We start from the raw sequence: 15997 nt of genomic DNA on the forward strand, positions 1-15997 counted from the left end.
CCAGACGGGTCATGAGATCGGCATTGTCCAATGCTTCCGCGCCCTGACGGAGAATGGCTTCGGCGCAATCGGCTTGACCGAGATTGCTATAAAGCGCGGCAAGGTGGCGGAATGCGGCGATATCCGTCAACCCTTGCGTCAGGACGGTATCTACTGCCTTCTGGAACCATGAGAGCGCCGGTTCCAGTTCGCCCCGTCGCACGGCGATTTCGCCCAGTCGAACCATGGGCGGCGGATAATCGGGGGCCAGGGCCAGCGCTTCGCGCGTTTGGGTCTCGGCGGCCTCCGTTTCACCCATCTCCAGAAAAATGCCCGACAACAGAAGGTAGGAAGCGGGATCCTGAGGATTTTGATCGATGGCCTGGCGTGCCAGATCGACGGCCTGCGGAAATTTTTCACGGCGCCGGGCGATGTCGGCGGCACGACGCAGGACCTTGATATCCCGTGGGTAGATCTGCAGCGCCCGCTCGGTCAGATTCGCCGCCATGTCCAACTGGCCCGAACGCATATGCAGGTTCGCGAGGTGCAGAAGATTGCCAACCTCCGAGGGCGCGCTCTCCGCCGCGGCTTCGGCAAAGTGGAAGGCTTGCGGCATCTTGTTCTGCCGTATCAAGACCTCGCTCAACCGGCGCTGGAGCAGGAACGATTCCGGCGCTATGGCCAGGGCCGTCTCGGCGGCTTCCTCGGCCGCCTGCAGATCGCCGCTCCGGACATGCAGGCCCGCTTTCATGCTAGGTATCATTGCGTCGTGCGGATCGAGCGCGATAGCCCGATCCAGAAGGGCAAGAGCCGTCTCTAGATCGAATTGCCGGGCCTTGATGTCGCTCAGCGTCTTCAGGCAGACGATGTGATCGGGTTGCAGAGCCAAGGCCCGGGAAATCGCCTCCTCGGCCCCTGTCATGTCGCCTGAGCGTAGCAGAATGGTTGACAGGAAAAGATAGGATGAGATGTCGCGCGGATTCAGAGAGATAGCCTGCTGTGCCAGTTCAATGGCACGGGAAACCTGACTGCGGCGTCGGGCGATATCCGATGCACGGCGTAGAACGGTCACGTCCCGGGGAGCGTTCTTCTGGGCCAGCTCGATCAGGCTTGCGGCTATATCCAGATCGCTCACGTTGGCGTGGAGGTTGGCGAGGTGAAGCAGGTTGCCGATATCCGCAGGCGCGGTTTCTACCGCCGCTTTGGCAATCTGGAACGCTTCCGGTGTTTTGCCCTGACGCGCCAGAACGTCGCTCAGTCGCTGTTTCAGTTGGGGCGAGGCAGGTGACAATGCCAGGGCGTGCCGGGCGGCATCCTCGGCGGCCTGCAATTCTCCGGCACGGATGTGCAGGCCGGACTTGGCGCTGGGGATCATGGCGTCGCGCGGGGCAAGCGCCATCGCCCGGTCCAGCAGGGATAGTGCCGCCTTCAGGTCGAACTGCCTGGCCTTGATGTCGCTCAGTTGCCTCAGTGCACCGACATGCTCGGGTTGCAGGGCGAGTGCTTGTTCGGCCACCCTCTCGGCTTCCGCCAGATCCCCTGAATACAGGATGATGGTTGAGAGATGGAGGTAGGACGACGCATCGAGCGGATTCAGGGCGATGGCCTTGCGGGCCAGGTCGATGGCGTGGGGGAACTGGCTTTGGCGCCGGGCGAGGTCCGATGCGCGACGCAGCACCATCACGTCGTTTGGCGAGCGTTCCATCGCCCGTTCGATCAGGCTTGCAGCCGTATCCAGTCGACCCGCGTTGGTATGAAGGTTGACGAGGTGAAACAGGCTGCCGATATCCGCAGGCGCGGCCTCTACCGCCGCTTCGGCAAGCTGGAGAGCCTCCGGCATTCTGCCCTGACGTGCCAGAACGTCGCTCAGTCGCTGTTTCAGTTGGGGCGAGGCGGGTGACAATGCCAGGGCCTGCCGGGCGGCATCCTCGGCTGCCTGCAACTCTCCGGCACGGATATGCAGGCCGGACTTGGCGCTGGCGATCATGGCGTCGCGCGGGGCAAGCGCCATCGCCCGGTCCAGCAGGGACAGCGCGGCCTTCAGGTCGAATTGCCTGGCCTTGATGTCGCTCAGTTGCCTCAGCGCGCCGATATGCTCGGGTTGCAGGGCGAGTGCGCGCGTAAGCACATTTTGCGCCTCCTCCAGTTCTCCGGCCTGCATATGCAGACGCCCGAGATGCAGATGAGACGGAATGGATTGAGGATCGTGACTGAGTGCGCTACGGGCCAGGGTGAGCGCCCGCGACACGTCGCCGTCTCGTGCGGCTACATCGCTCATCCCGCGAAGAAGAAACGGATCCTGCGGCGCGATTTCAAGCGCCCGTGCCAATGCCGCCTCGGCGGCGGCGAAATCCTGTCGCCGCAAATGCACCTGGGCAACCGCTTGGTGGCTATACGGGTCCATCGGCGCCAGGGCGACGGCTTCCTGCGCCCGCTTCAGGGCCTGTGGCAGATCGTTGGCGGCAATCAGCAACCCGCTGAACTGGCGCAGCGCCTTGGCGGGTTCGGACGACAATTCCGCCGCCCGCGCGGCGGAGGCAACGGCCTCGTCTACTCGGCCGGTGGCGAGATACCATCTGGCGATCTGGAAATGACCGTCCGGCACGGTCGGCTGCGAGGCAATGGCCTCGCGCAGCAAGGATCCGGCTTTATCAAAATAACCCTGTCTCTGCCGGATATCGGCCAGTCGCAGCAGCATTCCGACCGGACGGTCGTTATGGTCGATGGCTGCCTGAATGATCCGCGCCGCGGTCTCGAGATCACCCCTGGCCATCGACAAGGATGCGGCCTGAGTGGTTGCGCGAAGATCCGTCGGGTCAGGGGAAACGGTCGGGAAATGGCTTGTCAATACCCGGAACTCCTTAGCTTGCAATTCACACTCTACAGGCTTCCGGCGCAAATCGCGATGGGTGCTTTCTGTCAGGATGAGGGTCGGATTTGTCGACGCGCATAGCCCCCAAATGTCAGGCCATTATTCACACCAAGACACAGTTTTTTGATTCGTGCAGGTACAGGTACGATTCGGGAGGGGAAGCGCCCCACGCCCTTCCTATTCTACTGCGACATGGAGTGGCTTCGTTTACGTCGCATTCGTTATCGATGCGTTCGCGAGATATATTATCGGTAGGCGCGTCGGCCGGACTGCCTGCCACAGCCGATCGCCGTTCCCCGTGACCGTCTCTTTCACGGATGCGCATCACATTTCGGTCCATGATAGCAGAACAGATTGACATGAAACGGGGTCTGGAAATCAGGCCTCGGGAAGGACCTGATATGTGGCCACGGGTTCTTGCGGATGACGCAGATCGTATAGCCAGCCATCATCAGGATGTTCAGCTGCTTCTCGACATTGCCGCGTGTGCGATCGTCGCCGTCATATGTCGCTTCCATGACGATATAGGGTCGGTTCTTGGAAATGACGGCGTGGGCCCCTTGCAGGGCGCGGCTTTCGTATCCCTCGATGTCCATCTTGATGAAATGAACATGCTTGATTCCCTGTTCGGCGACATAGCGATCCAGAGTCGTTGAATGGACTTCGACCGTATCGGCGGCTGCGCCGTTCACGGGGTCTTTCATGCTCCAGCCCCCCAGATTCAACCGTCCTTCCAGGACAGGCACGCCCGCCATCATCGCATGATGGCTGACCTCTGCCTTGCTTGAAAGCGCAAGCGGACTGACGACGATATTGTTGGCATTGTTCAATTCGATATTGCGCAGCAGCCGCGTGCGGCTGATTGGCATCGGTTCGAAGGCATGTACGCATCCCTCCGGCCCCACCCGGCGGCCGAGAAGCAGACTATGCCATCCGATATTGGCGCCGATATCCAGGCAGGTCCATCCTCGCTGCACAACACTCCCCATCAAGGCGGTTTCCGCCGGTTCGTGCATGCCCTGGTTGATCAGTCGGTGCTGGAGACGGTCATTGTCTGCAAGGAACAGACGCAGTCCTTCGGCCTCATGAAGGCTGCCGTCGAGTTCCCATGCAGCGAGGTCCGAGGGGGTCGTTCTTTCAGCCATTGCGGTCTCTTCGGTAAAATGCGTCATTTTGCCGGAATCTTTTTCCAACTTGATAGGGTTCGTCCGGCGACTGTCTTAGCTGCTAACAACAGCATGAATTTCGTCCTCGTGAAAGGATTGCGGCTGGGGGGCGCCCGGTTGCAAAGGAAGGACGAGTGCGGAGCGCTCAGAGCTTCGTCGGGCCAAATCGTTTCCGAAAGAAATTATTTCGGAGACGAATGTATCATGATGAATTGAATGGCGCGTGTTGAAATATTAAATCCAATAAAAATCGGCGTTCCTCTTTCAAGAGATCATCCATTTGGACAAGACGTCATGAGAAAGAAGAATGTCATGATCCCGGATATGTCGCACATCGGGGCGTAGGACGCGCGTGCCGACGGCACAACTGTATTTCATCCCTGCGGCGACGGCCGTCAGCCAGTAGGCAGGGGTTGAGTAATCGGGAGGAAAGATTTCCAGCACGCGGGCACCGGGACGGCAGAAAACCAGATTGGCCAGACCGGCCCCGTGGGCAGCGATAATGCGCCTAGCCCCCCGGAAGAGGGCGATCTGTTCGGCAAGGGTCAGGGTTTCCGGATCGATCGAAACGAAGCCATTGCGGCTCAATCGACGCTGGTCGGCGCGGGACAGGATCAGGCGGCGGGTGCGCCGGCGTTCGATGATGATATTGCGAATTCCCGCGGGTCGGATGCGCCGTGCCAGCCGGGTTTGCAAAAAATCAGCGGCCCATCGGGCCCCGCCGTGCAACGCATGGGCGTACGACGATCGTATCGTGGATGTCGCGACAAAGTGGCGGAAGGCGACAATCGGGCGGTGTGTCTGGTCCGGATCTTTGGGGATTTCGATGATCTGCCCGGGTCCGATTCCCAGGGCGTCCAGGCTCTGTCGCTGGAAGGGGGCGAGGGCACGAGGAAAGACGAAGGTATGGTCCCGCAGGTTGGCGCCCGTCTGTTCCAGCAGATGGAGCCGCGGAAGCCAATCCAGCACCCAGTGGCAGTAATTATTGCCCACGAAATGGTCGTGAATCATCGCTACCCGTTCGATATGGATCCGCTCGCCCTTCAGGGCCGCGAGGCCTCCTTGCAGATACAGGCCGTCGTGACCGGGGCTGGACAGCGGAACGACGACATTGCGTCCGTCCTCTGTCCGCCGCAGACAGGTGGGCAGATCGTGGCGAAATGACAGTTCGAAGCCGGAGACATTCGACACATATCCGTCGATCGCAGGCAGATGACGCGCCGTCACATGGTCGGGCAGGGCCTGCGGGTGTTCGGGCGTCAGGCAATTCGGTGGTGGTAGTTCCGCGGTCCAGGCGTCAGTCAGCGGAACGATTTCGGCGACGTGCCGAATATCCAGAATATCAGGCGAACGGATGTCAGGTCGTGTCAGTTCCGGATGGTTAGCAAGATAATGATCGGAGAAGAGATCCGACAGATCGGCTCTATCATCGTGTCCCAGTAAACGGTTGATGGCAGGGCGTAAGCGCCGGGCAAGCGGTGGGTCCTGGGTGATCCTGGCGAAGAATTTTTCGAGGTCCGGGGGCTGAGACACATGTAGGACCTGTCAGAATTGGCGGGGTATGTGGTGTCCGCGGCGGGATTCGAACCCACGGCCCCAGGATTCATCCCACTTCGGCTTTCGCCGCCGCCATCGGGTGATGGCGTTCGTGGTCTGGACTGTCCCTTCACCTTGGGCCCGAGGGCCGTTAGGTGCTGCCCGTCCAGTCTCTACACCTTCCCGGCCGGAGCCGGGCTTGGCTCGGGATCGGCATGGCGCGCGGCCGCAGCGTTCCCCGAATTTGAGCAGATCCGTCACGAGGTTTCCCACCGCGACGCCCAATTTGAACCAGGAATCCTGTGCTCTATCCTGCTGAGCTACGCGGACACACAGATGCCTGTCTAGACGACCACCGGGATTCGGGCAAGCGTTCGTCGCCAAGGTTTCCGGGCGGGGAGGGACGGGCAGGGGCGATCAGCCGATGTGTGACGAGCGGAAGGCTTATCGTTCCCGCCGCAGCATCATCGCGGTGCCGGCCAGGCGGGCGATGTGACGGCGGCACAAGGTGAGGTCCGGCGCGCCGGTCTGCTTGCACTCCCGTTCCAGATGCTGGGTCTGCTCGGCGGCGTCCATCAGGCGGTCGGCGGTCCAGAGCGAGAGGGCCTGGCCGAAGGCTTCGGTGCGTTTGAAAAAGACCGGGGGACGCAGGCCGCGCATGGCATCGGCACGGCTCTGCCCCGAATCCATCGCGATTCGCGCCCGGCGCAGACGGTGCAGGTGCGAGAGTAGCGAGCGTGCGATGGCGATGGGGCTGGTGCCTTCGGCCAGGGCGCGTTCGATGGCCGTGTCGGCCGCCGCCCGGTCGCCGGCCGTCGCGGCGAAGGCCGCGTCCTCCAGCGACACGCCTGCGGCGTCGCCGATGCAGGTGCGCACGTCATCCAGCGAAAGCTGTCCGCCCCGGCCAGCATAGAGGGCCAGTTTCTCCACCTCGCCCCGCGTGGCGGCGCGGTCCGGGCCCAGAAGGCCGGCGAACCACGACAGGGCGTCCGGGTCGATCCGGATTTCCTCGGCGGCCAGCATCTGGCGGATCGATGCCTCCAGCGCCCGGCCTTCCTCGGGATAGCACGCGATGGCGGCCGCTTCGGCATGGGCCTCGACGAGCGTGCGCAGGCGCGAGCGCGAGGCCAGGCCAGGCGCTTCGACGATCACGAGCGTATCGGAGGGTTGTCCCAGGCAGTGCTTGAGGGGGGCCGTCATCGCATCCGTGGCGTCACGGACCCAGACGACGCGCCGCCCCCCGGTCAGCGACAGCGCGAAGACCTCTTCTTCCAGCCGGTCGGGGGCGTCGCGGTCCAGGACGGCGACCCGGAACGGATCGTCCAGGTCGGGCGCCACGGCCAAGGCGGCCGTGCGGGCGCGTTCGCGGACCAGGCCGGTATCGTCGCCGTGCAGCAGGATGACGCGCAAGGCCCCCGGTTCGCGCAGGATGCGGGCGGCCGAGCGCGCGTCGACCTTCACTGGTTGCCTATCGTTCCGTTCGCGGGCTGGCTCTCGCTCGTGCCCGAGGGGTTGGGGTTGGTGCGCCCGATCGCCATCGCGGGCATGCCGTCCTCGCCCACCGATTGCTCCTGTATGTCGGTGCTGGAATTGGGCATGACGTTGGGGTCGACATAGCTGGGCCGCGGGCCTGCCACGTGCTGCTGCGGGGGCGGGGCCTTGGTCCGGAACCAGATCGCGACCTGCTGGGTGATCCGTTCGGCCAGCGCATTGGCGACCCGCCGGGCCAGTGTGGCCTGGTTCAGGTTCTGGGCGAAATATTGTTCGTAGGTTTCGTTTTCGCCGTCCATGGCCTGGGCATCGCCCTGTGCCAGCACGACCGGAGCCGGCGCCACGGTCTGCAGGATCCAGTGGGCGTGGCCGGTGGCGCGGGTCCGGCCCGACGTATTGTCCTGATGGATGTCCAGGCTTTCGTTCATGACGAACGAACTGACCTGCAGTGTATAGCCGGTCGGGTTCTCGGGGGCCGATCCGGCCATGTCCTGTTGCAGGAACAGGCGCAGTTCCTGGCCGTACCGTTCCGGAATGCCGGCGACATAGACCTGTCGCAGCTTATCCGGAATCGTACCCCCATCCGCCGTTTCGCCGCTGCTGCCGTACAAGGGTTGAAAGCCGCATCCCCCGAGGGCCAGTAGCACAGCCGCCGCCACGGTCCGGTATGCGTACCGGAGGCAGGTCTGGCGGGACAAGGGGGAAAGGATCATCCGGTCAGCCCGCGATCACGAAATTGACGATACGGTTGGGCACGTGGATGCGCTTGACGATCTTTCGCCCGTCCAGCAGGCGCGCGATATTCGGTTCGGCCTCGGCCTGCGCCAGGATGTCGGCGGCCGGGGCATCGGGGGGGGCATCGATCGTGGCGCGCAGCTTGCCCATGATCTGGATCGCGATGGTCACCTGTCGGGCGACCAGCAGCGCCGGGTCGGTTTCGGGCCATGCGCGCTGAACGGCCGGCGCCTGGCCGGGCTCCAGGATCGAGAGCATTTCCTCGGCCTGGTGTGGAACCATGGGGGCCGTCAGCAGGCACAGGGTCCGCGCGGCTTCGCGGCGGGCGAAATCCATGCCGTCCTGTCCTGCCGTGCGCTCGGAATCGGCAAGGGCGGAGGTCAGTTCATGCAGGCGTGCCACGGCGACGTTGATGGCGAATCCGTCCAGCGCGTCGCCCACCGATGCAATCGTGCGATGGGTGATGCGCCGCAGCGTGTCGGCAGCGTCGGACAGGGTTTCGGGTCGTGCCGCGACGTCGGGTACGGTCTCGGCCACCGTGCGGACCGTACGGAACAGGCGCTGCAGGAATCGCGCGGCGCCCGATACCCCGGCCTCGGTCCACTCCATGTCGCGATCCGGCGGACTGTCGGACAGGACGAACCAGCGGGCGGTGTCGGCACCGAACCGTTCGATGATGGCGACCGGGGCGACGGTGTTCCGCTTGGATTTGGACATCTTCTCGACACGGCCGACCGTGACCGGCATGCCGGTATCGCGGCGGACGGCGCCGTCTCCCCGACGTTCCACCTCATCGGGGTACAGCCAGCTGCCATCGGCGTCGCGGTAGCTTTCGTGGTTCACCATGCCCTGGGTGAACAGGCCGTCGAACGGTTCGTCCAGGCCGACATGCCCGGTCTCGCGCATCGCGCGGGTGAAGAAGCGGGCATAAAGCAGATGCAGGATCGCGTGTTCGATGCCGCCGATATACTGGTCGACCGGCAGCCAGCCGTCGGCGGCCGCGCGCACGGTGGGGGCGGCGGCATGCGGCGCGGTGAAACGCGTGAAGTACCAGGAACTGTCGACGAATGTGTCGAATGTATCGGTTTCACGCGTGGCGTCGGCCCCGCAACGGGGGCAGGCGACATGTTTCCACGTCGGGTGATGTTCCAGCGGGTTGCCGGGACGGTCGAACGTCACGTCCTCGGGCAGGACAACCGGCAACTGGTCGTCCGGCACCGGCACCGCGCCGCAGGACGCGCAATGGATGACCGGGATCGGGCAGCCCCAGTAGCGCTGGCGCGAAATGCCCCAGTCGCGCAGGCGCCAGTTCACGACGCCCCGGCCGACGCCCATCCCTTCGAGGCGGGTGATCGCCTCGGCCTTGGCCTGGACCGTGTCCAGCCCGTCGAGGAACCCGGAGTTGAACAGCGTGCCGTCGCCATCCCATGCCTTGCCGGTGATGGTGAAATTCGTCGCGTCCTCGCCGGGCGGCAACACGACCGGGCGGAACGGCAAGTGGTAGGCATGGGCGAAATCGAGATCGCGCTGGTCGCCGCAGGGGCAGCCGAAGATTGCCCCGGTGCCATATTCCATCAGTACGAAATTCGCGATCCAGACCGGGAAGGTCTGATCGGGCGCGAAGGGATGGGATACGCGCAGGCCGGTGTCGAAACCGCGCTTTTCCGCGGTTTCGATCGCTTCCTCGGACGTGCCCAGGCGCCGGCATTCGGCAATGAAGGCGGCGGCTTCGGGGTTGGTCTGCGCGACCCGGGCGGCCAGCGGATGGTCGGCGGCGACGGCGATGAAGGCCATGCCGAACAGCGTGTCGGGACGGGTGGTGAAAACCTCGACGGAATCGAGGTCCGTGTCGAACCCGGCAGGCGGGCTGTGCAGCGCGAAGCGCACGCGCGCGCCGACCGACCGGCCGATCCAGCGTTCCTGCATGGTGCGGACCCGGTCCGGCCAGCGCGGCAGGTGCGACAGGCCGTCCAGCAGGTCGGGCGCGAACTTGGTGATCCGCAGGAACCATTGCGACAACTGCTTCTTTTCGATCAGGGCGCCCGACCGCCAGCCGCAGCCGTCGACGACCTGCTCGTTGGCCAGGACGGTGTGGTCCACCGGGTCCCAGTTCACCCAGCTTTCGCGCCGTTCCACCAGGCCGGCCTGGAGCATGTCCAGGAACAGCTTCTGTTGCTTGCCGTAATAATCGGGCAGGCAGGTCGCGATTTCACGATCCCAGTTGAACGAGAAGCCCAGGCGCTTGAGCGTTCCGCGCATGGTGGCGATATTATCCAGCGTCCAGATGCGCGGATGCACGCCGCGTTCCCGCGCCGCGTTTTCGGCGGGCAGGCCGAACGCGTCCCACCCCATCGGATGCAGGACCGAATAGCCGCGCGCGCGCTTGTAGCGCGCGACGACATCGCCCAGCGTGTAGTTGCGGACATGACCCATGTGGAGCTGTCCCGACGGGTAGGGAAACATCTCCAGCACGTAATATTTCGGCCGGTCGGCGGGGGGGACGTCGGGCACGTCGAAGGCCCCCGCCCGTTCCCATTCCGCCTGCCAGCGCGGCTCGGCGGTGCGGAAATCATATGGGGCGGGGGAGATCTCGGTCATGATTTCGGTCCGGGGCGCGTGGGCCCTGATAGGCGGAAGAAGGGAAGGGCGGCCAGGCGCGCGGCCGGGTCACCGGTGCGGAACGGAAAGGTCGTGGCCCCGTCCCGGTACACGCGCGCCGGGACGGGGGACGGGATCAGTGGCCGCCGCCGTCGGCGCGCAGCTGCCGCGCACGGGTCAGGATCTTGGAGGTGATGTCCGACACGGTGTTCGGCGCGACCGGCGTATCCATCCATTGCCCATCCGTCAGGGCCTGACGGAAGACCGAGACCCGGATCGCGTCGGACCGCAGGTTGCGCGACAGGACATACGCCGTGATCTTGAACCGTTCGTTCTTCGTCGCGGGCGGAGTGTACCAGTCGGTGAGGATCACCCCGCCGACGGCGTCGGCCGAGGCGAAGGGCATGAAGGACAGCGTGTCGATCGCGCCCCGCCACAGATAGGCATTGACGCCGTTGTTGGCGAGCTGGTCGTCGCCGCCGTTCGCCGACCGGTCTTCGTTGATCAGGTGGTTGCGGGGCAGGGCCAGGCCGGTATCGCCGCGGTGCGACGAGCCCGAGCAGGCCGACAGACCGGCCATGACGGGGACGAGGAGCATGGCGGAACGCACGCGCCCCCATGGCGAGAGGGCACGGCGAATGGCGACGAATGGCGGTCGAACGGTCATGATGCCCCTGTGGCCCCCTCGGGTATGGACCCGTATATGGACCGGCCGCCGTGGCGTATCCTGCCTGCTTCGGCGACGAGCGTGCCACGGTCCTGCCGGTTTAGATGCCGCCTTCATATCCCGGCCCGCCAGCCCCGCCAAGTCGCCCGGCGATTTTCTCGATTTTCTCCTGTCGGCGCGGGGATCCGGCTAGGCCTGTGCGGTCCCGGATTCGGACGCCTGCGCCCACAGCACCAGCAGCAGTGCCAGAAGCGCCAGGGCCGCGCCCACGACCGGCAGCCCGCCATATGACCATGCGGTCGGCACGACCATGCCGCCGATCCAGGCCCCTACGGCATTGCCCAGGTTGAAGGCGCCCTGGTTGAGCGTGGAGGCCATGTTCGGCGCCTCGGCCGCCTGCTGCACCACCCGGTATTGCAGCGGCGGGATGAGAGTGAAGACGATCACCCCCCACAGGAACAGCGTCGCCATCGCCGGCACCGCCATCCGGCTGGTCACGAGAAAGGCCAGCAGCACGACGATCGAAGCGACCAGGGTCATGATCACCGACGGCAGCAGCTTCCAGTCCGCCAGACGGCCGCCCAGCAGGTTGCCGATGGTGATGCCGGCCCCGAACAGCAGCAGGGCGATGGTGACCAAATGCGGCGACAGGCCGGCCCGGGTCTGCAGGAACGGGGCGATATAGGTGAACACGCTGAACAGGCTGGCAGAGCAGACGGTCGAGATCACCATGGTCAGCAGCACCTGCGTCCGGCGCAGCACGCGCAGTTCGGCCAGGACGCGGGCGGGCGGATGCCCGTCGCCGCCCGGCAGCAGCGCCGCGATCGCCAGCAGGGCCACGACCCCGATGGCGCACACTGCCCAGAAAGTTGCGCGCCATCCTGCCCATTGGCCCAGTGCCGTGCCGAACGGCACCCCGAACACGTTGGCCAGCGTCAGCCCGGCGAAGACGAGGGACAGCGCCTGTGCCCGCTTTTCACGGGGCACCAGGTCGGCCGCCACGATGGCGGCGGTGCCGAAGAATGCGCCGTGGCAGAATGCGGTCATCACGCGGGCCACCATCAGCAGGCCATATCCCGGCGCCAGGGCGCAGAAGAGGTTGCCGAAGATGAACATGCCCATCAGCACCAGCAGCGCAGTCTTGCGCCGCAGCGGCGCGGTGGCGACGGCCACGATCGGCGCGCCGACCGTCACCCCCAGTGCATAGCCCGAGACAAGCTGTCCCGCGGCGGGAATCGACACATGCAGGCTGGCGGACAATTGCGGCAGCAGGCCCATGATGACGAACTCGGTCGTCCCGATACCGAAGGACGCCAAGGCAAGCGCAAGGAGGGGCAGGGGCACGATGATGGGTTCCGGAGAAGGGGCATCGCACAGGAAGGGGCGATGCGGACGTCCTTCTTCTCTGTTCCGTTTCGCTTGAAAAGAGTGTTCATGCGGCCGCGGATCGAAGCATGTGGGTAGCGACGTTTTCGCCACATGCGCGTTGAGGCATGGGGTGTTGCGAAATGCTGCGGGGCCGGCGATGCAGGGGGCACACGGTCGAGGTGTTGCGCGCGCCTCCAATGACAAGAAAGCAGGACGAGGGTGGTACGGGTGACGGGCGTGAAGAGGCGGCGGGCCGGACAGGGACGTGGGTGCAGGGCCCTGGCGGTCGTGATGGCGGTCAGTGTTGCCATGATCGGGGACCGGGGGATTGCGTCGGCCGGAGGCGTCGAACGGCCGGCCAGGCTGGCGGCCCTGCTGGCGCGCCTGACGCCGGAGGATAAGCTGGCGCTTGTGCAACTTCGCATGCCCCGTCCCCAGGCGGGCCAGCCGACCATCGTCGCCCTGCCGGGCATTCCCAGGGTCGGCCTGCCGACGGTGCGCATGGCACTGGAGGACGCAGGGGGCGCCGCATCGCCCCTGGCGCTGATGGCAAGCTGGGATGTCGGACTGGCGCATCGGGTCGGGCAGGCGTCTGCCCGATCGGTGCGGGCGACCGGGCAGGCGATCCTGCCGGTGGGGGGTGTCGGCCCGACGGGCGCCGGACGTGCGCGCGATGGCGAGGACCCGTTGCTGGCCGGCAGTGTGATGGGGGCGATGGCCGCCGGCCTGATGTCCGGCCATGTGCTGCCGTTGTTCGGGGGTGACGATGCCGGTACCGGCGCGACGCCCCCAAGCATGACCGAGGATCGGATGCTGGGCCTCTACCTGGCGATCGGACAGGCCCGTGGCGGGGGGATCCTGTGCCGGGCCGTCGTTGCCGCCGCCCATCCGTGCGGCGACATGGACGGGATGGGGCGGACGATACGTGACGGCTGGCGATTCGGCGGCATGGTCGCCGAAGTCGCGGACCGCGAGGCCGATGGCGACGGGGCGTCGCGCCTGCCGTTCCTGCTGGCGAGCATCGCCGACGGGGTGGACCTGGAGGGGGCGCCAGCTGCGGACGGCCTGTATGTCGTGGCGCTGCGCCAGGCCCTGCGGACCGGGGCCGTGCCGTGGACCCGGCTGGATGCGATGGCGGAGCGGATCCTGCGGACCCTCGACGAATCGGGGGTGATCGATCGGCCGCCGCCTTATGTCGCCCCCCATGGCGCATCGAGCCCGGCATCCGCGCGCGACCCGCTTCTGGATGAGGAGGTGGCCGAGGGTGCGGTCCTGCTGCAGAACGAGAATGCCGTCCTGCCGCTGGGCGGGACGCAGGCCGCGCCGGTCCTGGTGGTCGGCACGAACGGAACGCACGATGCGGCGCGCGCGGTGGCGGAGGCGATGCGGCGTACGGGCCTGGGCGTTCGTGTGGCGGCCGATTCTCCGGGTGACGGCGTGGTGGCTGCCGACGCGGCGAAGGCGGACCGTGTGCTGGTCTTTTCCGACGGGCCCCAGGATGACCGACTGATCGCCGCGATCGCCGGCAATGGCGGCCATGTCGTAGTCGTCCTGCTGTCCGACGATCCGGATCGGCCGATGCCGTGGCTGGACCTGGTCGACGGTGTCGTGCAGGCCTGGTCGTGGCGTGGAGGCGGTGCGTCGGCGCTGGCGGCGCTTCTGACCGGGCAGAGGGATTTCGCTGGACGGCTGCCGGCGACCTTCACGGGCGGCCGTGCGCCAGCCGATTTCGGCCGGGCCGGATACAAGGCGTTCGACCGCGCGCATGTCGCGCCGCTCTTCCCCTTTGGATACGGCCTGTCGAATCGGGCGCGCTTCGCCTATTCCGATTTGCGCGTCACCCGCGACGGGACGCGGCTGGTCGTGTCGTTCGGTGTGACGAATGCCGGCAGCGGCGCCGGCCGGGACGTGCCGCAGGTCTATCTGGACCTGCCGGCCGGGGCGGGGGACGCGCCCAAGCGGCTGGTGGGCTGGCGTACGGTGCAGTTGGCGCCGGGGCAGGGCGCGCATCTGTCGGTGGGCATCGATGCGCATCTGCTGGGCCATTGGAATGCGCCGACCCTGGAATGGGTCGTGCCGGCGGGTGATTACGCCGTCTCGCTGGGGCCCCATTCGGCCAATCTGGTGCGGCAGGTCGCCCTGCATCTGCCGGAAATGCACGTGCCCGGCACCCTGCCCCCCGTGCTGGCGGCGGATTCTACTGTCCGGGACGAATGACCATGCAGGCCAGGCCCTGCTGGCGCAGCGTGGAACAGGCCGAGGCCGCGCTGCCCTGCGCAAGCCCGGACAGGCGGGCGCGATAGAGGGCACGGCCGGCCAGGGGGACGGGCTGCACGACGCTGCGTGCGCCGTTCAGGGCGGTGAACGCCGCCTGTCGGGCCATGGTATTGGCAAAGCGGGCCTGGCCTTCCGACGTGAAGGCGCCCACCTGGACCGCCCACTGGCCGTAATTCACGCCGTCCGACGGCAGCACGTGCGGCGCGGCGGGCATGCGGATCACGGCAGGCACGATGCGCGGCGCGGATGCGATCGGAGGGGCGAGGACTTCGGGCACGGTCGGGCTGGGCGGCGGAAGCGTCCCTGCTGGGCCTGACGCCGGCGGGCATGGCGCGTCGGGGTCATATGCCGAGTCCGGATTCTGCGCGCACCGCGCGGCGCGCCCGATCCGTGCACGGGGGACGTACGCCGCGTATTGCACGGGCTGACCGCCGGTCGGATTGGCGATGGTCGGGGTAACGACTACCGGCAGCGCGGGCGATGCGGGACGGGTGGCGGACGCCATGACGATCGGCAGGGCCGTCGGCGAGGCCGATACCATCTGCGTGGCCCCGCCATAGGCGGCGAGCGGGCCGCTCAGGGCGACGGCATTGCCCAGGTTGGGTGTCACCGACGCCAGGTAGTTGACGGTTTCGTTCGGCAGGGCGCGCCCGGTCTGCAGATAATCGTCCAGCCGCTGGGGTCCGGCATTATAGGCCGCAAGGAAGCCCGGCGCGCCGTATCGGTCGTACATCTGACGGAGATAGGCGGTCCCCGCCAGGATATTGTCATGCGGTTCGTACGGATCGGGGCCCAGCGCGTTCTGCTGCTGCATGTCCGCGTAGGTCTGCGGCATCAGTTGCATCAGGCCCATCGCCCCGGCGGACGAGGTGATGGGCTCGCCGTCCAGATATTCGTGGCCGCCCGATTCCTGCTGGATGACCGCCCTGATCCACTCCTGCGGGACCGAGAAGCGCGATGATGCATCGAGGATATAGGGCCGCCAGGGATCCTCGGCCGGGCCGGGTGCGCGATAGGCCCCGTTGCGGGCGTAATAGCGGGAATAGCGCGACGCTGGCCCGCTGCTGCAGGCCGCCAGCGATGCCGCCGCGCACAGCAGCGACAGACGGATCGCCGCCCCCCGCGCGACATTGCCGCGCCCGCCGGATGCACGCGGCGCGTCGGTGGGGGCGGTGCAATCGGATGGCATGGGGCGTCCGGCCATGGCGGCATGCTGCGCCCGGGCAGCGTTTCGCGCAATCCTGCGCGCGGGGGCGGCCGGAGCCTGCTTGGAAATGCGCGTCGGATCGCCAGCTGCGCGCATTTCCA

The 15997-nt window shown here is 66.2% G+C and carries 10 protein-coding genes; 1 reads left to right on the plus strand and 9 read right to left on the minus strand.

Going from position 1 to position 15997, the window contains the following annotated elements; genetic code table 11:
- The 8 genes from HLH28_RS16065 to HLH28_RS16100 form a co-directional block, all read right to left on the minus strand.
- On the minus strand, positions 1 to 2827 hold a 2827-nt coding region (locus HLH28_RS16065), incomplete at its 3' end, for a tetratricopeptide repeat protein (protein ID WP_182961063.1).
- Between the two features lie 335 nt (positions 2828 to 3162).
- Complete coding sequence (locus HLH28_RS16070; protein ID WP_182961065.1) at positions 3163 to 4044, minus strand: FkbM family methyltransferase; 882 nt, start codon at positions 4042 to 4044, stop codon at positions 3163 to 3165.
- Between the two features lie 237 nt (positions 4045 to 4281).
- Complete coding sequence (locus HLH28_RS18415) at positions 4282 to 5550, minus strand: glycosyltransferase 61 family protein (protein WP_182961067.1); 1269 nt, start codon at positions 5548 to 5550, stop codon at positions 4282 to 4284.
- Between the two features lie 447 nt (positions 5551 to 5997).
- The gene (gene holA, locus HLH28_RS16080; protein ID WP_182961069.1) at positions 5998 to 7014 is read right to left on the minus strand and encodes a DNA polymerase III subunit delta; all 1017 of its coding nucleotides are present in this window, start codon (positions 7012 to 7014) and stop codon (positions 5998 to 6000) included.
- Positions 7011 to 7757 carry a hypothetical protein gene (locus tag HLH28_RS16085; protein WP_182961071.1) on the minus strand — a complete coding sequence of 249 codons (747 nt, stop codon included), beginning with the start codon at positions 7755 to 7757 and terminating at the stop codon, positions 7011 to 7013. Before HLH28_RS16085 ends, holA begins: the two co-directional genes overlap by 4 nt.
- 4 nt (positions 7758 to 7761) lie before the next feature.
- A complete protein-coding gene (gene leuS / locus HLH28_RS16090) occupies positions 7762 to 10377 on the minus strand; it encodes a leucine--tRNA ligase (protein WP_182961073.1) in 2616 nt (871 codons plus the stop codon).
- A gap of 136 nt (positions 10378 to 10513) precedes the next feature.
- The gene (locus HLH28_RS16095; protein WP_182961075.1) at positions 10514 to 11044 is read right to left on the minus strand and encodes a DUF3576 domain-containing protein; all 531 of its coding nucleotides are present in this window, start codon (positions 11042 to 11044) and stop codon (positions 10514 to 10516) included.
- 189 nt (positions 11045 to 11233) lie between these two features.
- Entirely contained in the window at positions 11234 to 12388 is a 1155-nt protein-coding gene (locus HLH28_RS16100; protein ID WP_182961077.1) for an MFS transporter, read from the minus strand.
- Positions 12389 to 12703: 315 nt separating this feature from the next.
- Here HLH28_RS16100 and HLH28_RS16105 point away from each other — a divergent pair, with 315 nt between their 5' ends.
- Positions 12704 to 14629: a glycoside hydrolase family 3 C-terminal domain-containing protein gene (locus HLH28_RS16105; RefSeq protein ID WP_182961079.1), complete on the plus strand. Its 1926-nt coding sequence runs from the start codon at positions 12704 to 12706 to the stop codon at positions 14627 to 14629.
- Here HLH28_RS16105 and HLH28_RS16110 read toward each other — a convergent pair.
- Positions 14610 to 15878, minus strand: coding sequence for a lytic transglycosylase domain-containing protein (locus tag HLH28_RS16110; RefSeq protein ID WP_182961081.1), 1269 nt, complete (start codon positions 15876 to 15878; stop codon positions 14610 to 14612). The genes HLH28_RS16105 and HLH28_RS16110 overlap by 20 nt on opposite strands.
- Positions 15879 to 15997: the final 119 nt, after the last annotated feature.

Source organism: Gluconacetobacter tumulisoli (assembly GCF_014174155.1).
In the GTDB taxonomy this organism is placed as follows: domain Bacteria; phylum Pseudomonadota; class Alphaproteobacteria; order Acetobacterales; family Acetobacteraceae; genus Gluconacetobacter; species Gluconacetobacter tumulisoli.